The organism is Bacillus thermotolerans, assembly GCF_000812025.2.
In the GTDB taxonomy this organism is placed as follows: domain Bacteria; phylum Bacillota; class Bacilli; order Bacillales; family Domibacillaceae; genus Quasibacillus; species Quasibacillus thermotolerans.
In genome coordinates this window covers 12,557-33,100 of record NZ_JWJE02000043.1, presented here as the reverse complement: position 1 = coordinate 33,100, position 20,544 = coordinate 12,557, and the positions used below count along the sequence as shown (strand labels likewise).

Sequence of the window (20,544 nt, the reverse complement as noted above, 5' to 3'; positions counted from 1 at the left end):
GAAGCCCAAAATCATTATAATGACGCCATTAAGAATTTCCCAATTTAATACAGTTTATTGCGGGTAATGACAGCTACGCTGTTGCTACCCCTAGTTGTGAAAAATAAGAGCAGAGCGCAGATTATGCAGTTAATCCGTCTGTTAAAACCCGAGCTGAAGGTTCATCCAGATGCTGAGTTTATAGTAGACAAGGTGGAAAGGGAGGAGGGGAAGTTTACATCAAAAGTGCTATTTGCCGGTCCTCTGCGCCTGGTGACACCGATCATTTGGATCGTTTCGATCATCTCTTCCTTCGTTGTCTATTTGTTAAACAGCTGGATGCCGCAGCTGTTAACATCATCTGGGCTTACATTAGCAGAAGCATCCGTGACCACATCTGTTTTTCACATTGCCGGCATTTTAGGAGGACCGGTTGTCGGCTGGATTTTGGACAAATACGGCATGGTCGCTTGTTCAGCTTTCCCTATTGGCGGGTGCATCGTTATGTTGCTGCTTGGTTTGCCGATAGAAGGAATGATGTTAACTATGCTAGTCGCTTTAGCTGGTTTTTTTGTGATCGGCGCCCAAGGGATTTTAACCATCTCGACCCCTATGTTCTACCCAACTTCTTTTCGCAGCAAAGGGAATGGAACAGCTATGGGAATTGCCAAAATCGGCTCGATTTTTGGACCGATTGTCGGCGGTGTACTCATGGCCCAATTAACATTAAGCCAGTTGTTTATGTTTAATGGCGGCATTATTGCCTTCGGTGCGATTCTCATCATCACACTCGGCGTTTTATCTAGAAAAATACTTCACATAAAACGGGAACGTTCCACGGCTTTTGCCGTCCAGGAGAGGCCAGCAAAAGCCGTGGAGTAATATCATGGTTCCCAGACAAATAACATGTAATAAGCAAGTCATTTCCCATATTTATAATCATTCACGAGAAGGAGAGTTTTCCATGAACGTGGTCGTTTGCCGTAATCATGTGAAGGAAGGTCTTCTAACGTTCCCTATTCCTCACGCCCGAAAGCTGCCGGAGTTTGTTGAGGTGCCTTGTCATTTCTGTAAGAAAAAAGCGAAGGTGAAGCTGTTCGTTTACTGAATCGAGAAGGGGAGAAGAATAGAAAACAGGAAGACTCAGGTGGTTTAGTCGCCTGGGGCAACGAACGGTAAGCCCCTTGAGGAGACAAGGGGCTTACAATAGGTAAAGAATAGAATTTAAAAATGCTGCTTGATGGTTTGCTTCAATGTAGAGGTCGTGGAAACCTCGCTGAAGTTCAGGCCAAGCTGAACGGCGACTTGAGCGATTTCAGGTCGGATGCCGGAAATGACAGCCTTGATGCCGATCAGCTTTAAGGCGTCGACGAGATGGAAGAGGCGCTGGGCCACCATCGTATCAATCATCACTACGCCTGATAAATCAATAAACAGGGTGCTTATGCCCTTTTCGGCGCATTGTTCTAAGGCAGATTCAAGCAGGAGCTGCGCTCTTGCTGTATCGATGTCTCCGACAAGCGGCAGCAGGCCCAGGTCATCGGTCAAGGTGATGACAGGTGTGCTTAATTCGTTAATCATCTCCTGCTGGGCCTTTAATTTCGATTCCGCGTATTTATGGTGCTCCCGCGCAAACCATGTAATGATTTTACCCATCGCCTGTGTCACCGCTCGTCTCCAGCTAGCTTTTACCTCTTCCGAGTATTCGTCCCGGTGCAAGCGAATAAATTCCTCAATGATGTCTAAATACTGCTCCTGCGTATTAAAGAACTCCTGCAAAATCGAATGAAAAGGCGTCCGTAAATGCTCTTCGTCCTTTGCGACCGTTAAGACCCAGTCCTCCAGCTCCCGGAAGAAATTCGGATGGTGCTTGCAGAACAGCTTAGAAAACTGCTCGTGAAACTTATGGTTTTGTTCTTTCACTTGAGTGATAATGTCCGGATCATCGGATGAATAGACACCTGACGCACTGCTTTTATCTACCGAGGCATACCACTTCTCAGTGAGTTCCCACGTTTTAGAAGATAAAAATTTATACAATTCGTCATTTTTGTATATTTCTTTCTGGGTGTTTTGTTCTGTAATTGACATCCCTTTTTCCCCCTGCAGCATGATTTTAAGTGTTTATTTCGCATTCTTGGATTCTCTCATGTTAGTTATATCATAAAACGTTCAATAAGAAGTAATTAAAAGCTGTCTGTGGGGAGGAGACACTTGATTTATGAAGAAAAGCCAGCTTCAGATTGTAGACAAACCCGTCTGCTGCTTTCAGGTGGGGCTGCCGGTTTCCATTCCAGGCGCTTCGCTTTCCGCGGGGCGGGCGGCGAGCCTCCTCAAGCTTCGCTTTGCGGGGTCTCACCTGTCCCGCTCATCCCGCAGGAGTCTCGCGCGCCTTCCATTCCAACGGGCAGCCGTTTATAAAGCTTGGATAGCGGCACGATCTTTATATCCTGTCTTTTTGTCGACATATGAAAGCCGGCTTGTCATCAAGCCGGCTTTTCCTCATAGATATGGCTCCATACAAGGTCAGGTTACTTTCCGCTCACGGCGGCCTGCTTGTTCGTGAAGTCGACATCCTTGTAATAGGCGTTTTTAACGAGAATATTTGGGCCAAGGCACTGGACGCTTGGGCAATGACAGTTGAGGCTCGCGGCAAGCTTCGACTCGTTCCACGTGTGGTAAGCTTCCTCTAGCGTCGTCGTCTGAATGTTGCCTAACGCAGGAGCGTCGGCGAAATCGGTCACGATAATGTCACCGTTGAAAATGTTGACATTGAGCCGGGAGCGGCCGTCGGGGTCATTTCGCATCGTCACGTTTGGTTCACGGCGAAGGCGCTCAAGCAGCTCCTGGTCTTCTTCTCTTCGGCTGCAAGCGTAGAACGGCAGCGTACCAAACAGCATCCATACGTCCTTGTTGCGGATGTCGAGCAGGTGATGAATCGCTTTTCTTGTGTCATCCAGAGAAAGCGTCTCCAGTGCGCTAGCAAAATCGCTTGGGTACATAGGGTGCACCTCATGCCTCGCACAAGCCATGTCTTCAGTAACTTCCCGGTGAATTTTCTCCAGGTACGGCAGCGTGCTCTTGTTCAGCATGGTTTCCGCTGACACCATGACGCCCATTTGTGACAGGGCACGGCTGTTTTCAATCATTCGCTCAAACAGCGCTTCCCTTTGCTTAAATGTAGGCTTTCGTTCCATATTCGCAAATCCGATCTCCGCAAACTGCTCAACCGTTCCCCAGTTATGGGAAATATGCAGCACGTCCAGGTAAGGCGCGATCTCTTCATAACGGGAAAGATCGAGCGTTAAATTCGAGTTCAGCTGTGTATAAACGCCCCGCTCGTGGGCATACTTTAAAAGTGGTAACACGTAATTGCGGACGGACGCTTTCGACAGCATGGGCTCGCCGCCGGTGATGCTGAGCGCCCGTAAGTGGGGCACTTCATCAAGCCGCTGCTTCAGCAAATCAAACGGCAGCGCATCCGGGTCTTTTGTTTGCAGAGTATAGCCTACTGCACAATGGGCACATCGCATGTTGCATAAGGTAGTGGTCGTAAATTCCACATTAGAAAGCTGCAAACGGCCCGTTTGTTCAATGTCTACATAAGATTCCCACGGATCAAACGCAGGATGAATGTCTAATTTCATAGTTAATCCCTCACTTCTTTCTGTATACAATGTTACATTATATCGCTTTTTTCTGGCAACTGAACCGAAAAATTGGGAGTTTTTTAGGTAGACTCCACCTTCCGTCTCATTTTTTGAAGGAGAAGGGATATTTAGTTAGCGGAAAATTCCAGATGTGTTACAATGTAGGCGGTAAGATGAGTAAGCGAAAGGAGAGAGACGAATGAAAAAATGGTCATTAACACTTGGAGCTGCTTTGCTTGCCGGAGGCGTGCTGGCCGGATGCGGCGGAAACGACACGACGGAGCAGGAGAATCAAGAGCCGGCTGAAGAGGAAACAACTACCGATCAGCAGGATCAAACAACTGAAGATCAAACCACCACTGAAGAAAATGGCACAACGAATGAAAACGGAACAGACACGGAGCCTACAGAAGAAGGAATTCCTGAGGAGCCGGTAGATGAAGGCAATCAAGGGCAAAAGGCTCCTGACCTTAGAGAAGGTACAGGAAAAGAGCAGGATAATGTAGAAATGCAGGAGCCAGAGACAGAAGAGCCTACTCCTGAAGAGAAAGATCCAGCGGATGAGGAGCCGACTAGTGCGGCACCATCTAACGAAGAGGAGACATCCACAGAGCAGGAGACAGGTGGAGAGCCAGCTGAAGAGCCAACTGCAGGAGCTACAGAAGCATCGGGCACGTTTAACGGCGTAGCCGACCCGCATACGGTTGAAATCGAAGTGGACGGGCAGCCGCGTGCCTTCCAGGTTGCTCCAGACAGTGAAGAGATGAACAAGTTCACTGAAATGGAAGCTGGCACGGAAGTCAACTTCACGTACACAACAGAAGGCGAGCAAATGACGATCCAAGAATTGAAATAACACTTATAAGGGTAGGGAAAGCGGACAGGCGCTTTTCTTATCCTTTTTTAGTTACCGAGCAGCGTGTAGATGGCTGTGGCCAAACAAAAGACAGCAGTTACCTGAATGGTATAGCCTAGCCCGCTTTTTCGGTCTTTTTGAAGCTCCTCTGTCCCAAGAATGACTAGAAGGCCGCTTAAAAGAAGCAGAGACAAGGGGGCATAGAAGGAAGCCGGAGCGGCTAGGTTGTAGGCTGATAAAGCGATCACGAGGATGGCCAGCGTAAATTTCAACGTTTTCATCCATTTCTCTCCTCTCGTTCACCTATACGAAAGGGTAACAGACTTGAGGAGCGGTGCCAAGAGAGGGGAAGAGAGAATGGTTGTTTGAAAGCGTGTCGACTCTTTCGGTATGTGAAGACCGTACAGTTATCCGAATGTTACAAATCGCTGCCCGTTGGAATGAAAGGCGCGAGACTCCTGCGGGATGAGCGGGACAGGTGAGACCCCGCAAAGCGGAGCTTGAGGAGGCTCACCGCCCGCCCCGCGGAAAGCGAAGCGCCTGGAATGAAGACTGAACAGCTGCCCATCCTAAGGCAAACGAGATGGCAGACGAGTTTGTGAGCAGTCTGAGCAAGCTGAATCGCTATTTTTCCATAACCTTTGTTATTACTGCAAAAAAAGGGGAATAAGATATTTATAGATTAGGTGAACCTTTTATTCAGGAGGGCTTAGATGAATACATCAGGAATGCTAAGAGGCTACCTTGCGAAGGTATTGGATCATGAAAACTATTTCTATCATGTGATGAATTGCATGGAGGTCCAGTTTCATGACTGGGAACATGAAACGATGCTGCTATTTGACTGGGGCCATACAAAAGAAATCCATGCAACCTTTATTATTGATGAACATATTTACTCATTGGCCATTAATAAGGAAATCGTGGCAGCGCTTCAGCGGAAGAACCCGTATGCACTGGACCGCTACATTTGGGAGCATCTCATTGAGCAAGGGTTCGAGCTGAAGGAGAGCAACTACATTCTCCTTGCCTTTTCCGAGCTATAAAGACAAAACAAACGGCCGCCCTCTAAAAGAGAGAGCCGCCGTTTGTTTTGTCATGCCCGAATGTGGCCGTTTCCTCTGACGAGAGACTTCGTGGTTGTGATGGCCCGCAAGCCCATCGGCCCGCGTGCATGCAGCTTCTGGGTGCTGATGCCGATTTCGGCCCCGTAGCCGAATTGCTCACCGTCTGTAAAGCGGGTAGATGCGTTATGGTAAAGAACAGCCGCATCAATCGACTCGAAGAAGGCCTGTACGTTCTCCGGCGTTTCGGAAAGTATCGCTTCGGAGTGCTTCGTGCCGTACGTCCGTATATGAGAGATGGCACCTTGCACATCTTCTACTGTTTTGACAGCGAAGATCGGAGCCAAAAATTCTGTATGCCAGTCCTCTTCCTCGGCCTGCTTCACAAAGGAGAAGGCGGAAGCGAGGTCGGAGGAACCGCGCAGCTCGACGGAATGCTCATGCAGCCGGCGCAGAAGCTCTTCCTTGTGAGGCCACTGTTCATGGATCAATAGCGACTCAGCTGCATTGCAGACGGAAGGGCGGTGCAGCTTAGCATTGATTGCAATGTTGATGGCCATCTCTTTCTCGGCGCTTTCATCGATAAAGACGTGACAGTTGCCGACGCCTGTCTCTAGTACAGGAACCGTTGCCTGTTTAATCACGGTCTGGATGAGGCCCGCCCCGCCGCGCGGAATTAGTACATCCAAGTAATCATTCAGGCGGAACATCTCAGCAGCGGTTTCCCGGCTTGTATCCTCTAACAGCTGCAGGGCTTCTTCCGGAATAGGCGAGGACGTAAGCGCGCCTTTCATGACTTTGACTAACGCCTGGTTGGAATGAGAAGCAGATGAGCTGCCCCGCAAAAGCACCGCGTTGCCTGCCTTTAAGCATAAGGCGGCCGCATCTACCGTTACATTCGGGCGTGCTTCATATACCATACCGATCACACCGAGGGGCACGCGCACCGTTTCGATGTTCAAGCCGTTGTCGGTCGTCCACTGTTCGGTTGTTTCTCCGACAGGGTCCTTCAGCTTAATTAACTGGCGTACGCCATCGGCGATTTGGTGAATGCGCTCCTCTGTTAAGTTGAGGCGGTCGAGAAGGGAAGGGGAGAGACCTGCTGATACGCCGGCTTCCATGTCCTTTCCGTTTTCGTGCAGGATGTAGTCTGTATTTGCTAACAGCGCCTCGGCGATTCCTTCTAGCGCTTCGTTTTTCTTTTCCTCTGACAAAACCGCTGTCTCATAAGCGGCCTTCTTCAACAGCTTCGCTTTCTCTATTAATTCACTCATTCCTATTCACTCCAGTCTCTGTATTAAATCGTGACATTCATTGTGACCCAATTGTCGCGGTGAATCACTTCTGCCCGTTCATTGATCGAGTAGATTTTCGCCTCTGCACTCGAGCGGCCTTTTACCTTCTCCAAATCGATCGAGGAGTAAAAGACTTGCCCTTTCCCGATCGTTTCCCCTTTTTCGTTGACGACCGTGACGACATCCATTGCATGGAACAGTCCGTCTACTTCTAGCACGCCAGCCGGCAGCAAGCTTTTTCCACCTGTCAAAATGGCCCGTTCGGCTCCTGCGTCGACGGTAATCGTTCCGTTCGCCTTCGCATGATGGGCGAGCCACTGCTTCTTCATTTGCATGTGCCCTTTAAAAGGAGAGCCGATATACGTGCCGCTGCCTTTTCCTTCGAGAATGTCCAACAGCTTCTCCTCGCCTGAACCGTTCCCGACGAAGGCCGGCACCCCAAGGGAGAGCGCTTTTCTCGCGGCTAGCAGCTTTGACCTCATGCCGCCCGTGCCGATGGACGTGTGGCTGTCACCGGCATATGATAGCAGCTCCTCCGACACGTCAGGGATGAAGTGGAACCGCTTCGCCTTCGGGTTCGTATTCGGGTTGCTGTCGTATAAGCCGTCAATGTCGGTCAAAATGATTAACGCGTCGGCCTGGGTAAAGCCGCTGACAAGAGCTGAAAGCATGTCGTTATCCCCGTAAGTGAGCTCTTCAATGGAAATTGAATCATTTTCATTGATAATCGGAATGGCGCCGGCTCTCAGAAGCTCCGACATGGACGTATAAAAATTATAAAAACGGCCGCGGCTGTAGAAATCCTCTTTCGTTAACAGCATTTGGGCGGCGACTAAGCCGTAAGGCGCCAGCAGGGAAATGTACTTCTGGATTAAGAGGCTTTGGCCGACCGCGGCGGACGCTTGTTTAGCGGCGACCGTTCTCGGGCGGGAGGTGTAGCCGAGCGAGCGGAAGCCTGCTGCGATGGCGCCGGATGAGACGACGATCACTTCATGCCCGCTCTGGCGCATCCTCGCAATGGCACTGACGTGATCCTGCACCTTGGCTTCGACGATATTTCCTTGTTCATCTGTGAGCGAACTGCTGCCGATCTTCACGACAATTCTTGATTTCTTCACGATTGATCCATCCTTTATAGTGGTGTAGCTGTTTCGTCAGCTGATGATGAGTAAGAATTCGATAACAAAAAAAGCATGCCGCCATCCTTAGAAAAGGACGGAAGACATGCTTTCCGCGGTACCACCTTTATTGACGCTCCGAAGGGGAAGCGCCCGCTTACATACCCGTAACGAGGGAAAACGGCTTATGTTTTCATAAGCAATGAGTCATCAGGGCAGGTTCAACCGCTTCCTGCGAGGAGCCTTTCAGCCGGTGGACTCCACTCTCTATCGCATTTCACCTGTTTACTAGTCCCTTCATTCTATCCGTATTCTTAATTTATTCACAATTATCTATCATTTGAAGGATTTGTCAAGAGGAAAAGCGGGTGGATGGCGCTGATTTTTTGACCATATCGAGAAAATGCTTTAAAATTCGGGCGGTCATTCCCCAAATGACGCGGTTTTCATAGTGGTAAAAATATTCATTGACCTTTCGGGTCTGCCAGTTGTACTCTTTTCCTCCGTTAATGAGCTCATAAGGGAAGTCCTCCTCCGGCTCCACCTTGAAGTGGATCGGGTAGCAGTCCGGTTCAACAGACAGCAAGTAAGGAAGCGGCACGGTAAATACCTCTGCGACTTCATCGGGATTTAAGTTCAGCTCGGCTGAGGACGGCAGGACGCCGGCGAATGGGTAAATGATTCGGCTGAAAGACAGCATAAAGTCAAGAGGAACGACATGTTCAATATCAGATGGAGCAACGCCCAGCTCCTCCGACGTTTCGCGGATGGCGGTGAAGCGTTCATCCTCATCCCCGGGGTCAAACCGTCCGCCAGGGAAGCAAACCTCGCCCGGCTGCCGGCGCATGTGATGAGAGCGAACCTCAAACAATATATGAATCTCTCCATCCTTCTCAATCAGCGGAAGCAGGACGGCAAATTTGGAAAAATTCTCGCTTCCCAGTATAGTGGGAGTCCGGCTTTGAAACTGCTTAAGCAACGCATGTAGGTCCATGGCGTGTACACCTCTTCTCAACAGTATGTTTACTATCAAGTATAAAGCAACATCGGTAAATTGTGTAAAAAGATGCTCTTCTCTGAGAGAAGCTTCAAATCGCAGGAAAGTTATGTGAAAATAGGAAAGGAACGAAAAGCTGACGCGTTATACGGGAGAGGAACGTGACAAATGAGAGAAAACGTATCTGCTTTATTTGTGCTGCTGGCGGCGATTCTGTGGGGAACGACGGGAACCGCGCAGACCTTTTTGCCGGACGGGGTCCATCCGATCGTAGTCGCCGCTATGCGTATTATGATTGGGGGCTTGTTTCTGTTAGTGATCGTCCTCGTTCAAAGAAAGCTGGACTGGACGAATTGGCCGGTGAAGAACACGCTGGCCGCAGCGGTGGCCATGGCCTTTTTCCAGCCTTTTTTCTTCTCGGCGGTGAAGATCACAGGCGTGGCCGTCGGTACAGTAGTCACGATTGGCAGCGCCCCGGTCTTAGCCGGCTTGTTGGAATGGCTGTTCTTTAGAAAGAAGCCGTCTCTCCGCTGGTGGGGAGCGACGGCCTTGTCGGTTGTCGGCTGTTTGCTGCTGTTTGCCGGCAAGGAGGCGGTCGTGATTGAGCCGGCCGGAGTGGCGCTGGCTCTTGGGGGAGGCTTTACCTTCGCCGCCTATACACTCGTAACGAAACAGCTGCTTGCTGAGAAGCCGCCCGAAGCAGTGGTGGCGGTTGTCTTTTCCTTAAGTGCGCTGTTTTTGCTGCCGTTTCTATGGATCTATGATTTGTCGTGGATCACGCAAATGAGCGGGGTAATGGTTAGCTTGCATGTAGGCATCTTGGCAACGGGCCTGGCGTATTTGTTATTTTCCCGCGGCCTGACAGGGGTGCCGGCCTCTACAGCGGTGACCTTGTCACTGGCTGAGCCGCTCACAGCCGCACTGCTCGGTGTGTTTTATGTCGGGGAAGTGCTGCCTCCGTCTGCGTGGGCAGGCGTGGGTTTGCTGTTTCTTGGCATTGTTCTGTTGACTCTTTCTCCCGGAGCCAGAATGAGTAAAGCTCCGCATGGGTAAACAAGAGACAAACGGACAGTCAACAGGAAGAAAGGAGGAGGATTGTGGATTCACTTATCCAAACGTTCCATGAGCGAAAAGGGGATTTGCTGCAGGCGTTCATTGAGCATATCCAGCTTTCGTTCATTGCGTTATTTTTTGCGGTACTCATCGCCGTGCCGCTCGGTATATGGCTGACGAGGCACAAGAAGACAGCCGAAAGCATCATTGGGGTCACAGCCGTCCTGCAGACCATTCCGTCGCTGGCGCTGCTTGGCTTAATGATTCCGCTGTTTGGCATCGGCAAAGTGCCGGCTGTCATTGCTTTAGTGGCGTATGCGCTGCTTCCTATTTTGCGAAATACATACACAGGAATTACCGGTGTGGACGAGGCGGTCATCGAGTCCGCCCAGGCGATGGGCATGAACGGCCGGCAGCTCTTTACAAAGGTGGAGCTGCCCCTGGCGATGCCGGTCATGATGGCGGGCATACGGACAGCGATGGTATTAATCGTCGGAACAGCGACGCTCGCGGCGTTAATCGGCGCCGGCGGGCTTGGTGATATCATTTTGCTTGGCATTGACCGCAACAATGCGCCGCTCATTATTATCGGGGCGATCCCAACGGCGCTGTTAGCGATTTTCTTTGACGTGCTTTTGCGCATGGCGGAGAAGCTGTCCTTCCGGCGGTCCGTCATCCTATCAGGCACAGCGTTAGCGGTGTTGTTCGCGCTGACCTTTGTTCCTGCGCTTTTAGAGAAGGAAGAAGAAAGCTTGGTGATTGCCGGAAAGATGGGCGCGGAGCCGGAAATTCTGATGAACATGTACAAGCTCTTGATTGAAGAGAAAACTGATCTTGACGTTGAACTGAAGCCGGGGCTTGGAAAAACCTCCTTTGTGTTCAATGCCCTTCGTTCAGAAGAAATCGATCTGTATCCGGAATTTACCGGTACGGCGATTTCTGAGTTTCTAAAGGAAGAGGCGGTGAGCGCGGATCAGGAGGACGTGTACGAGCAGGCGAGAAGAGGGCTGCTGGAGGAGTATGATCTCGTGATGCTTCAGCCAATGGCCTACAACAATACGTACGCACTGGCGGTACCAGAGACCTTCGCTGAGGAGCACGATGTCCAGTCGATATCGGACTTAGCGCGCGTGGAAGAAGACATCAGGGCCGGTTTTACGCTTGAGTTCTCTGACAGGGAAGACGGCTATCTGGGCATTCAGAAGCTGTACGGGCTTCGTTTCCCTTCCGTTCAGACGATGGAGCCGAAGCTTCGCTATCAGGCGGTGGCATCGGGCGATATTAATCTCGTGGATGCGTATTCGACCGACAGTGAGCTGGAGCGGTTCCACTTGACTGTATTGGAGGATGACCGTCATTTGTTCCCGCCGTACCAGGGGGCGCCGCTATTGAGAAGGGAAACATTAGAGCAATACCCGGAATTAGAGACGGTATTGAACCAGCTTGCCGGCAAGGTGACGGATGAAGAAATGCGGGGGATGAACTACGAGGTCAGCGTCGAAGGGAAGAAAGCCGAAGAGGTGGCGAGTGCGTTTCTGAAGGAACAAGGGTTGCTGCCCTGAAATTCAATTGGACAAAAAAGTCGAAATACTTTAAAATAAATTTTGCATTTACTATTGTTAAAAGATTCGAAAAAATAGTAAACTATATCAACATACTCATTACTAGTTCTAACGAGTTATCAAATTTATACACAGCAAGGAGATAGTGCGAAATGGCAGAAGAACATACTATTCAGGTGGAGCTTGCTTCCGAAAGAAAGCCTAAACCGAACGAGGACGGGCTAGGGTTTGGAAGACACTTTACGGACCACATGTTTATCATGGATTATACAGAAGGCAAAGGGTGGCACGATCCCCGCATCGTCCCGTACCAACCGCTTTCATTGGATCCGTCTTGTATGATCTTTCATTACGGACAAAGTGTGTTTGAGGGACTGAAGGCTTACAGAACGGAAGATGACCGCATTTTATTATTCCGTCCGACGCAAAACTTCCAGCGCTTAAACCGCTCCAACGACCGGATGTGCATTCCTGCCGTTGATGAAGACTTGGCACTGGAGGCATTGAAACAATTGGTGGCAGTAGATAAGGAGTGGGTACCGAGCGCAGAAGGAACGTCTCTTTATATCCGTCCGTTCATTATCTCAACGGAGCCGTTCCTTGGCGTTGCTCCAGCCCATAACTACAAATTCATCATCATCATGTCGCCGGTAGGCTCTTACTATGCGGAAGGCATTAAGCCGGTTAAGATTTTAGTGGAAAACAAATTTGTACGCGCGGTTGCCGGCGGTACCGGAGAAGCGAAAACAGGCGGAAACTATGCGTCGAGCTTAAAGGCGCAGGAAGTTGCCGATGAGAAGAAGTATTCACAGGTGCTTTGGCTCGATGGAGTAGAAAAGAAATACATTGAAGAAGTAGGAAGCATGAACGTCTTCTTCAAGATCAATGGTGAAATCGTGACGCCAGCGCTGAACGGCAGCATTCTCGACGGGATCACAAGAAAGTCTACGATTGAGATGCTGAAGCACTGGGGAATGAAAGTGACAGAGCGCCGTGTATCAATGGAAGAGATCTACGAAGCTTCCCAGTCTGGCCAGTTAGAAGAATCGTTTGGTACAGGCACAGCGGCCGTTATTTCTCCAATCGGGGAATTCCTCTGGGAGGACAGAAAGATTGTCGTTAATAACGGGGAGATCGGCTCAACGGCGAAGAAGCTGTATGACACGATCACAGGCATCCAAAAAGGAGCGGAGCCAGATCCGTTCAACTGGGTTGTTGAAGTGGAAGAACAATCTGTCCCAGTAAAATAAGATCAAACGTGAAACGCCTGCCGGCCGGCAGGCGTTTTTTGTATGTGCAAGAGGTTTGACGATGGGTCTATTGCTGGTCCACCAGTCTAACGAGCATGTGGGCTAAATGGTGGCGCTGATCCTGTGTGCCGACCTTCCACAATTCCTGAAGCAGCTTTTCTTCACGGTTTTTCGGTTCGGCGTGCTCGGCTAAATAGTCAGCGATTTTCTCTGTGACCACAGCGAGCTGTTCTTCATTCAAGCCGATGTTTTCTGCCACTTCCAACCGCTGTTTTAAATAGGATTTAAAGGAATCAAAATCTTGTAAAATGCTGTCCATTCGGTCAGAGCTCATTCGTTCCAGCGTATCGTCCACTTTATCGGGCTGCAGCTGTCCGTCTTTCCGGAGAGCATGATTTTCTTCTGTCATTTTCCATTCCTCCTTTTCTTCTTCGTTATGCCCGAATTTATGGGTTTTCAAACGTTACGGCTTTAAGGACGAATGTGCACCGCTGTCCCGATTGGAACGGTGCGGGCGAGCTCTTCCACATCACGGTTGTGCATGCGGATGCACCCTCGGGAGACGAACTTCCCAATGGAGGAAGGGTCGTTCGTGCCGTGGATGCCGTAATGCTGCTTCGACAAACTCATCCACATCGTGCCGTACGGGCCACCAGGATTAGGCGCTTTGTTAATGATGACGAAATCTCCGACAGGCGTCTGGGAGACCATTCGGCCGACCCCTACCGGATACGTTTTCTGGACCACACCGTTGCGTCTTAACGTCAGTCTTCTATTTGACAGTGATACGTGAATGTCGTAAGGGCTGGAGGAGGGGGAAGGGAGCCCAGGAATGCGGATTCGCTGTCCTGGATAAATCAGGTTCGGGTTGATGCCAGGGTTGGCTGCCAGAAGGCGGCTGACAGACACACGATAATCGGCGGCGATGGAGGACAAGGTTTCGCCGGGTTTGACGGTATGATTCAATGTACGCACCTGCTTTCATCGGTAATCATTAAAAAATGAGCGAACGGGCGATAGTCACAAAGCTCTGCTTCGTTTTAGTGTATGGCAGGTACGATGGTTTCGTGAGCAGGGGAAAGAGGAATGCAAAAAACCCCCGCTTATGTAAGCGAGGGGAAGTCGCGGTTAATAACCATCCGATTCGCCGCCGAGCTTTTTAGCCTCATCGACGGCTTCATCCGCATCTGCGCTGCCGGTATGCTCTGTTTCCTGCATAGCCTGCTTAAGTCCTTCAGCGACACGGCGTCCGTATTCTTCGTCCGCCTTTGTAAAGTGATCGATCATGGTATCCTGAATTTCCTTGCGGCACACCCTCAAAGCGTCGACCAGGTTGCTGATCAGCTCGTCCTTTTCCCACTCTTCAAATTCGCGGTACGTGTCACCGGCTTGCTTGAAGTCATTCGGGCGGCTGATTTTTTCGCGCACCAGCCTGTCGTTGTAATGAGGCTGATGCTCCTGGCCGATTTGTTCCGCTTCTTCAAATCCGCCTGTGATCGACGGCTCGTAGTTGACATGCGGATTTTTCCCTTTGGCATATTCGGCGCCGTAGCTCATTTGGCCGCCGTGCTGATGCGTCGCTACGCGTTTCTTTGACTCGTTGATTGGCAGATGCAGGTAATTGGAGCCGACGCGATAGCGCTGCGTATCCGAATAAGAATAGGTGCGTCCCTGCAGCAGCTTATCGTCCGAGAAGTCCAGCCCGTCAACGAGCACGCCTGTTCCAAATGCCGCCTGCTCCACTTCGTCAAAGTAGTTTTCCGGGTTTTTGTTCAGCACCATTTTGCCGACCGGCAGAAAGGGGAATTGGTCTTTTGGCCAAAGCTTCGTCGGATCAAGCGGATCGAAGTCCAGCTCCGGATGCTCGCCATCCTCCATGATTTGAACATTTAACTCCCATTCCGGGTATTCGCCGCGGTCAATGGCTTCATATAAGTCCTGGGTCGCATGGCTGACATTCTTGGCCTGAATTTTTTCAGCCTCTGCCTGTGTTAAGTTTCTAATTTTGTTGTTAATCGGCTCCCAGTGATATTTAACCAGTACGGCCTTGCCTTCTGCGTTAACCCACTTATATGTATTGACGCCGGAGCCCTGCATTTCACGGTAGCTGGCCGGAATGCCCCAAGGGGAGAAGACAAAGGTGATCATGTGGATGGCCTCCGGAGACTGCGACACGAAATCATACATTCTTTCAGGATCCGTGACGTTCGTGACAGGATCCGGCTTAAAGGCGTGGATCATATCAGGGAACTTCAGCGGATCGCGGATAAAGAAGATTTTTAAGTTGTTGCCGACAAGATCCCAGTTTCCATCCTCTGTATAAAACTTGACAGCGAATCCTCTCGGGTCACGGGCGGTCTCAGGCGATTCCGTCCCGCCGATGACGGTAGAAAAACGGACAAATACCGGCGTTTTCTTGCCGGCACCTTGAAACACCTTCGCGCGTGTATATTTTGTGACATCCTCATCGCCGGCTTTTCCATACGTTTCAAAGTAGCCGTGCGCCCCGGCTCCGCGCGCATGAACGACACGCTCCGGAATGCGCTCACGGTCGAAGTGAGAGATCTTTTCTAAAAAGTCATAGTTCTCAAGCGTCATCGCACCCCGGTTGCCGATCGTACGTACATTTTGGTTGTCTGTCACGGGGTGCCCTTGGCGGTTCGTTAAGGAGTTCTCCTTTTCTCCTGTGCCAAGCTTGCTTTGTTTGTCCTGATTTTCATCTTTTTTCATAATTTTCCCTCCTTGCATCATGATGACGTTGATTATCCTTTCCAATTCTTCCCGCCTTATACTGCCTTTCTTTTTGACGGGTTCTCACTTTCAGTATTTTGTGATATATTGAGAGCATACAAGTCCACTAGGGGTGTCTATTTAGACTGAGAGAGGTAGAAATCCTCAACTCTATGAACCTGAACTGGGTGATGCCAGCGTAGGGAATGTGTGACAGATACGAGAACAGCTGATGATTCGTGAATGTGAACAAGCTATTGTATCTTTGCACCCCTTTGGATAAGAAAGGGGACTTTTTTATGGAAAGAAACAGATTAATTACGATGATCGAAATAGCGATCATGGCGGGGCTGTCCGTCATATTAAGCTACATCGAATTCGGTGCGCTCTGGGCGTTCGGCGGGTCCATTTCACTTGTGATGGTGCCGATTTTCATTATGGCGTTCCGGCGCGGCTGGCAGGCCGGGTTTGTGACCGGGCTTTTAGTGGGTATCGTCAGCTTATTGACAGGCGGGTATGTCGTGCATCCCGTCCAGCTTGTGTTAGACTATCCGCTGGCCTTCGCGGTGCTTGGTCTTGGCGGCGTCTTCGTTTTCCATAAGACGGTGACGATCGGCCGCATTTTCGGCGGGCTTCTGCTGGGGACGTCGCTGCGCCTTGTGTGCCATTTCCTTTCCGGGGTGATCTGGTTTGGAAGCTATGCACCTGAAGGCACACCGGTGGCGCTGTATTCCCTCGTGTACAATCTTTCGTACCTTGTGCCGGAAATGCTGATCACGGCAGCGGTGCTCGTCTTCTTGAAGAAGACAGCCCCGACTTTTTATAAGCAGTCGATCCAGGCAAATCATCGTTCCGCAAGCTTTAATAACTAACAAGGAAGAACTGCCTTCACACGTATGGAGGCAGTTCTTTTTATTATGCGCTCATAGGCTGAAATCCTATGCCGTTTTCGATACAATAAGGAAAAAAGGCCATAAAGAGTAGAGAGGAGGACAGCGGATGCTGAATGATACATTAAAGAAATGGCTGTCCCAGCAAAGGCCGACCCGCGGGTTGCTGCTGCCGAAGCTTCATGAGCTGTATCAGCTATTTATTGATTATGAGGATCGGGAAAGCGCGAAGACGTGTATGGAGCTGATTGAGAAGCTGGATAACATGGAGTATGTGATTGCGTTTTACGGTCACTTCTCCGCAGGAAAGTCCACCATGATTAATGAATTGATGGGGGAGGACCTATTGCCGTCAAGCCCGATTCCGACAAGCGCGAACATCGTCAAGGTGAAGGAAGGAGAGCCGTACGCGCTAGTGACCTTCAAGGATGGAACGGTTCAAACCTTTCCGTATCCGTATAATTTAGAGGATATTCAAGCGTACTGCGTCGATGGCAACACCGTCGAGGAGGTCGAAATTTCCCACCGGACCGGCCAGCTGCCGGAAGGGGTCACCGTCTTCGATACACCCGGGATTGACTCGACCGATGACGCCCACCGGGTAAGCGCGGTATCGAAGCTTCACCTGGCAGACGTTGTGTTTTACATGATGGACTACAACCATGTCCAGTCTCCGGAGAACTTTGAATTTAACCGGCAGCTCGTGGAACGGGGAAAAGATAACTACTTAATTATTAATCAAATTGATAAGCATATTGCGAGCGAGCTTCCTTTCGACGAGTTTGCCAAGCGTATCCATGGGGCGCTTAGCGACCATCACCTGACGTACAGCGGATTGTTTTTCACGTCATTAAAGGATGCGGGGCACCCGTATAACCAGCTCGATGAATTAAAGGAGCAGCTGGCGGACCGCATTGCCAGCCGACAGCAGCAAATTACGGCCCACATCCTGAAGGAATCGCTTATGCTGGCGATGAACTTTTTGAAAAAGCAGCAGGAGCAGTCGGCTAAAAGAATAGACCGGTACGACGAGCTGCTGGAGTACGTGTCTTCCTTCCGCCAGCTGGAGGAGGAGCAGACAGAGGCTGCGCAGCGGGAGGAGGCGGTGGCTGCGCGCCAGCATTCGTTCGTCTCCATGTTCGATCAGCGCGTGGCGCACGTGTTTCATAATGCGAAGCTGATGGATTACTATACACGTCTGTTCGTGCGGGAATTTCTTGAGTCACGGGAGCTGTCCTTCCAGGTCCGCGGCTTATTCTCCCGAAAGAAGACGAAGGAGGAGAAAGAGAGGCGCCTGGACCAGCTTTTTCAGGCGCTGAATGAAAACCGGCTGACTTACGTGGATATTCCGCTAAGGGAGGAAATCATTGGGCTTTTGACGGAATTCGGTGTCATCACGGAGGAGCGAAGAGAACGCATTCGCAAGTGCCAGGTCGTCTTTTCCCCTGATTTATTAGTGAAGCTTGTGAAAAGCGGGGCGAACCTGACGGGTGATTACGTGCTGAATTACGCCAAGGACGTCGAGCGTGAGCTGCAAAGCCTGTACCGGCAGGCGTATGCCGATATCGTGGAACCGCTGGAGGAAGAAGCGATGGCACGCAACAAGGAGCAGGTCATCTCCATTCAGAAGGAGCAACGAGCGATAGAGGAAAAAATGAGCGCCTGGACCGAACGCGAGGCGTTGAAGGAAAAGGAAAGAGAGCTGTACGAGCGCATCTTTGACACGTTGGCGGTGCGCGGGCAAGAGAAGGTGGAGAAAAGGCCGTTCCGTGCGTTTCAGAAGTCAAAGCCGTCCGCGGCGAAGGAGAAGCCGCGCTTTATTTCCATCCGGGAGGCGGCTGAGCAGTGGATAGGGCAGAGAGAGCCGGAAGCCTTTGAGCCGATTGACTTAGAGGCGCGCATTCAGGAGGTGAAGCGGCAGGCGTCCCTGCTTGCGGAAGCGGGGCACATGGAGCAAACGATCGACAAGCTGCGGGAGCGGATTGCCCGCCTGGAAAAGAACGAGTACACAATTGCGTTATTCGGGGCGTTCAGCGCCGGGAAGTCGTCATTTGCCAATGCCCTGCTTGGAGAGACGGTTCTTCCCGTGTCCCCGAATCCGACCACAGCGGCTATTAACGAAATCCGCGCACCGGACGCGGAGCATGGGCACGGAACGGTGATGCTGCTGTTTAAAACGGAGGAGCAGTTTTTAAAGGACATTAACCAGGCGCTCGAGCTCAGCGGAAAGACCGCTTCTAGCGTCGAGCATTTAGCGGCGCTTCTAAAGGAGCATGACGAGCTGATGGCGAAAAAGCAGGAAGCAAAGGAGCAAGACCAGGAGGAGAAGGAAGAAGAGGAGTTATTTAGTCCGCTCGCCGCTCTCCCGCTCGAGCAGTTCTCCTTCCTGCGTGCGGCGCTTTCCGGCTATAACTACATGCGCACGCGGCTTGGGAAAGTGGAACGCATGATGGTCGACACGTACACAGAGTTTGTCAGTGTCGAAGAGAAGGCCTGCTTCGTCGAGCGTATTCAGCTGTATTACTCCGCCCCTGTGACGGAACAAGGAATGGTGCTTGTCGATACACCAGGAGCCGGCTCGATGAACGCCCGCCATACGGAAATGGCGTTTAATTACGTGACGAGTGCGGACTCCGTCGTGTTCGTCACGTATTATAACCACGCCTTCTCGCGCGCGGACCGTGCCTTTTTAATGCAGCTCGGTCAAGTGAAGAACTTTAAAGAAGAAGACAACATGTTCTTTATCGTCAATGCCGCGGATCTGGCCACCTCCGAAAAGGATCTATTGTCCGTGCTGCAGCATGTAGAGCAAAATCTCATCCAGTGCCAGATTCATCAGGCGCGCATTTACCCGGTATCAAGCCATCTGGCGCTGTTAGCGAAGAAGAAAGCGCACGACAAAATGACCGAGGAGGAGAAAAAACGGTACGGCGCGATGCTGAAGACGGGGGAAGAAGAGGTACCGGCCCAGCAGGCCTTTGACTTGTCAGGATTTTCGTTATTCGAGGAGCGCTTTTATCCATTCACGAAGCAGTCCTTAGCCGTTTCGGTGCTGCGCCAGGCAGAGGCGGATACGAAGCAGGCAGTGATGGAGCTGAAGCGGCGGATTCGTCTTGCGGAAGAGGATGAGACCGCGAAGGAAAGACATCGCAAAGAGCTGAATCGCCAGCTCGCCGAAGCGTTAAGCTATATAGGCAGCCGTTCGTTTAAAGCCGAAAGGGAAGCGTTTGAAGAGGAAATTGAAGAACTGCTGTTCTATGCGAGACAGCGCTTGTTCTACCGGTACAACGACGAGTTTAAGCTCATTTTCAGCCCGGCGGCGTTTGACGCCTTTGATGACATGTTCACCGCACTGCACCGGATGACGAATGAAGTGATTCGCTTTACGGCGGAGGAAATGGCGAGAGAAATGAGAACGTCTGCTTTCCGCCTGCAGACATTTATCCAAAAAAGCCTCGACCATTTGGTTCAGCTGCTTGAAAAAGAAACGCGGGAATTGCTGCCGTCCGTTCATTTAAAGGGAATCGAGGCGAAAGGGCTGCCGGAGTTTACGTTCGAGCCAGGGCTTCATGCGATTCATGCCGGCTTGTTTCAAGCCTTGTTCAAGGACTACAAAACATCGCCGCAGTTTTTTGCAGAGGGCGGCAATAAAGTGATTCGGGATGAAATTGAGAAAAGCATGATGACGCCGGTGCTTGATTATGTGCAGGAGCAGAAGGAACGGATCAGCACGGCGCTTGTGCCTGTTTACGAGGAGCTGTTAGAAAAGACACGGGAAGCGGCGTCCGCTCAAATGGCCGAACAGGCGGCCGGCCGGCTCGCGGCGTTATCCGAAACGGGCGGGGCTGAGCGCTACAAGAAGCTGTTGGCTCGTTTGGAGAGCGGGATTTATTCGTAATTCATTGGTTCAAGCCGTCCATTGGGGCGGCTTGTCAGTTTATCGGCAAAAAGCAGAGAGGGCATGCTTGTTTGAAAAGCTGGCTCTTTATGTACGTGAAGATCAAGCGACTAGCCAAACTTAATAAGCCGCTGCCCGTTGGAATGGAAGGCGCGTAGACTCCTGCGGGATGAGCGGGACAGGTGAGACCCCGCAGAGCAAA

The 20,544-nt window shown here is 50.9% G+C and carries 19 protein-coding genes and 1 riboswitch; of the genes, 10 read left to right on the top strand and 9 right to left on the bottom strand.

The window, feature by feature from the left end; translation table 11 throughout:
• Positions 1 to 123: 123 nt before the first annotated feature.
• Both QY97_RS14420 and QY97_RS20520 read left to right on the top strand, forming a co-directional pair.
• The gene (locus QY97_RS14420) at positions 124 to 861 is read left to right on the top strand and encodes an MFS transporter (RefSeq protein ID WP_052728982.1); all 738 of its coding nucleotides are present in this window, start codon (positions 124 to 126) and stop codon (positions 859 to 861) included.
• A gap of 82 nt (positions 862 to 943) precedes the next feature.
• Entirely contained in the window at positions 944 to 1,087 is a 144-nt protein-coding gene (locus QY97_RS20520) for a hypothetical protein (RefSeq protein WP_157761908.1), read from the top strand.
• A gap of 116 nt (positions 1,088 to 1,203) precedes the next feature.
• On the opposite strand, the gene QY97_RS14415 is transcribed toward QY97_RS20520, so the two are convergent.
• On the bottom strand, positions 1,204 to 2,070 hold the full coding sequence (locus tag QY97_RS14415) for an STAS domain-containing protein (RefSeq protein ID WP_232506319.1): 867 nt from the start codon (positions 2,068 to 2,070) through the stop codon (positions 1,204 to 1,206).
• Between the two features lie 123 nt (positions 2,071 to 2,193).
• On the opposite strand from QY97_RS14415, the gene QY97_RS20515 reads away from it, so the two are divergent.
• The gene (locus QY97_RS20515) at positions 2,194 to 2,400 is read left to right on the top strand and encodes a hypothetical protein (RefSeq protein ID WP_039234647.1); all 207 of its coding nucleotides are present in this window, start codon (positions 2,194 to 2,196) and stop codon (positions 2,398 to 2,400) included.
• Positions 2,401 to 2,510: 110 nt separating this feature from the next.
• On the opposite strand, the gene yfkAB is transcribed toward QY97_RS20515, so the two are convergent.
• Positions 2,511 to 3,626 carry a radical SAM/CxCxxxxC motif protein YfkAB gene (yfkAB, locus tag QY97_RS14405; protein ID WP_039234644.1) on the bottom strand — a complete coding sequence of 372 codons (1,116 nt, stop codon included), beginning with the start codon at positions 3,624 to 3,626 and terminating at the stop codon, positions 2,511 to 2,513.
• Between the two features lie 202 nt (positions 3,627 to 3,828).
• On the opposite strand from yfkAB, the gene QY97_RS14400 reads away from it, so the two are divergent.
• Positions 3,829 to 4,485 carry a hypothetical protein gene (locus QY97_RS14400; protein WP_039234642.1) on the top strand — a complete coding sequence of 219 codons (657 nt, stop codon included), beginning with the start codon at positions 3,829 to 3,831 and terminating at the stop codon, positions 4,483 to 4,485.
• Between the two features lie 47 nt (positions 4,486 to 4,532).
• On the opposite strand, the gene QY97_RS14395 is transcribed toward QY97_RS14400, so the two are convergent.
• The gene (locus tag QY97_RS14395; protein ID WP_039234639.1) at positions 4,533 to 4,766 is read right to left on the bottom strand and encodes a DUF3953 domain-containing protein; all 234 of its coding nucleotides are present in this window, start codon (positions 4,764 to 4,766) and stop codon (positions 4,533 to 4,535) included.
• A gap of 432 nt (positions 4,767 to 5,198) precedes the next feature.
• On the opposite strand from QY97_RS14395, the gene QY97_RS14390 reads away from it, so the two are divergent.
• The gene (locus QY97_RS14390; RefSeq protein ID WP_039234637.1) at positions 5,199 to 5,531 is read left to right on the top strand and encodes a hypothetical protein; all 333 of its coding nucleotides are present in this window, start codon (positions 5,199 to 5,201) and stop codon (positions 5,529 to 5,531) included.
• A gap of 50 nt (positions 5,532 to 5,581) precedes the next feature.
• Here QY97_RS14390 and QY97_RS14385 read toward each other — a convergent pair whose 3' ends face one another.
• The 3 genes from QY97_RS14385 to QY97_RS14375 form a co-directional block, all read right to left on the bottom strand.
• A complete protein-coding gene (locus QY97_RS14385; protein ID WP_039234634.1) occupies positions 5,582 to 6,823 on the bottom strand; it encodes a glutamate-5-semialdehyde dehydrogenase in 1,242 nt (413 codons plus the stop codon).
• Between the two features lie 23 nt (positions 6,824 to 6,846).
• Entirely contained in the window at positions 6,847 to 7,962 is a 1,116-nt protein-coding gene (proB, locus tag QY97_RS14380; protein ID WP_039234631.1) for a glutamate 5-kinase, read from the bottom strand.
• Between the two features lie 352 nt (positions 7,963 to 8,314).
• The gene (locus QY97_RS14375) at positions 8,315 to 8,956 is read right to left on the bottom strand and encodes an NUDIX hydrolase (RefSeq protein ID WP_039234628.1); all 642 of its coding nucleotides are present in this window, start codon (positions 8,954 to 8,956) and stop codon (positions 8,315 to 8,317) included.
• A 171-nt stretch (positions 8,957 to 9,127) separates the two neighbouring features.
• Here QY97_RS14375 and QY97_RS14370 point away from each other — a divergent pair, with 171 nt between their 5' ends.
• The 3 genes from QY97_RS14370 to QY97_RS14360 all read left to right on the top strand — a co-directional run bounded on the left by QY97_RS14370 (position 9,128) and on the right by QY97_RS14360 (position 12,824).
• A complete protein-coding gene (locus QY97_RS14370) occupies positions 9,128 to 10,012 on the top strand; it encodes an EamA family transporter (protein ID WP_039234627.1) in 885 nt (294 codons plus the stop codon).
• A gap of 44 nt (positions 10,013 to 10,056) precedes the next feature.
• Positions 10,057 to 11,574 (top strand): ABC transporter permease/substrate-binding protein, encoded by a 1,518-nt coding sequence (locus tag QY97_RS14365; protein WP_039234624.1) that lies wholly within the window; start codon positions 10,057 to 10,059, stop codon positions 11,572 to 11,574.
• 152 nt (positions 11,575 to 11,726) lie between these two features.
• Positions 11,727 to 12,824 carry a branched-chain amino acid aminotransferase gene (locus QY97_RS14360; RefSeq protein WP_039234622.1) on the top strand — a complete coding sequence of 366 codons (1,098 nt, stop codon included), beginning with the start codon at positions 11,727 to 11,729 and terminating at the stop codon, positions 12,822 to 12,824.
• Positions 12,825 to 12,891: 67 nt separating this feature from the next.
• On the opposite strand, the gene QY97_RS14355 is transcribed toward QY97_RS14360, so the two are convergent.
• The 3 genes from QY97_RS14355 to QY97_RS14345 form a co-directional block, all read right to left on the bottom strand.
• Positions 12,892 to 13,233: a DUF3243 domain-containing protein gene (locus tag QY97_RS14355; protein WP_039234619.1), complete on the bottom strand. Its 342-nt coding sequence runs from the start codon at positions 13,231 to 13,233 to the stop codon at positions 12,892 to 12,894.
• Positions 13,234 to 13,295: 62 nt separating this feature from the next.
• Entirely contained in the window at positions 13,296 to 13,790 is a 495-nt protein-coding gene (locus QY97_RS14350) for a L,D-transpeptidase family protein (RefSeq protein ID WP_039234616.1), read from the bottom strand.
• A gap of 162 nt (positions 13,791 to 13,952) precedes the next feature.
• Positions 13,953 to 15,554: a catalase gene (locus QY97_RS14345; protein ID WP_039234613.1), complete on the bottom strand. Its 1,602-nt coding sequence runs from the start codon at positions 15,552 to 15,554 to the stop codon at positions 13,953 to 13,955.
• 119 nt (positions 15,555 to 15,673) lie between these two features.
• Positions 15,674 to 15,778, top strand: a riboswitch (TPP riboswitch).
• A 75-nt stretch (positions 15,779 to 15,853) separates the two neighbouring features.
• Between QY97_RS14345 and thiT the strand changes: the two genes are divergently transcribed.
• Positions 15,854 to 16,426 carry an energy-coupled thiamine transporter ThiT gene (gene thiT, locus QY97_RS14340; protein WP_046128764.1) on the top strand — a complete coding sequence of 191 codons (573 nt, stop codon included), beginning with the start codon at positions 15,854 to 15,856 and terminating at the stop codon, positions 16,424 to 16,426.
• Between the two features lie 127 nt (positions 16,427 to 16,553).
• Positions 16,554 to 20,342 (top strand): dynamin family protein, encoded by a 3,789-nt coding sequence (locus QY97_RS14335; RefSeq protein WP_039234611.1) that lies wholly within the window; start codon positions 16,554 to 16,556, stop codon positions 20,340 to 20,342.
• Positions 20,343 to 20,544 lie beyond the last annotated feature (202 nt).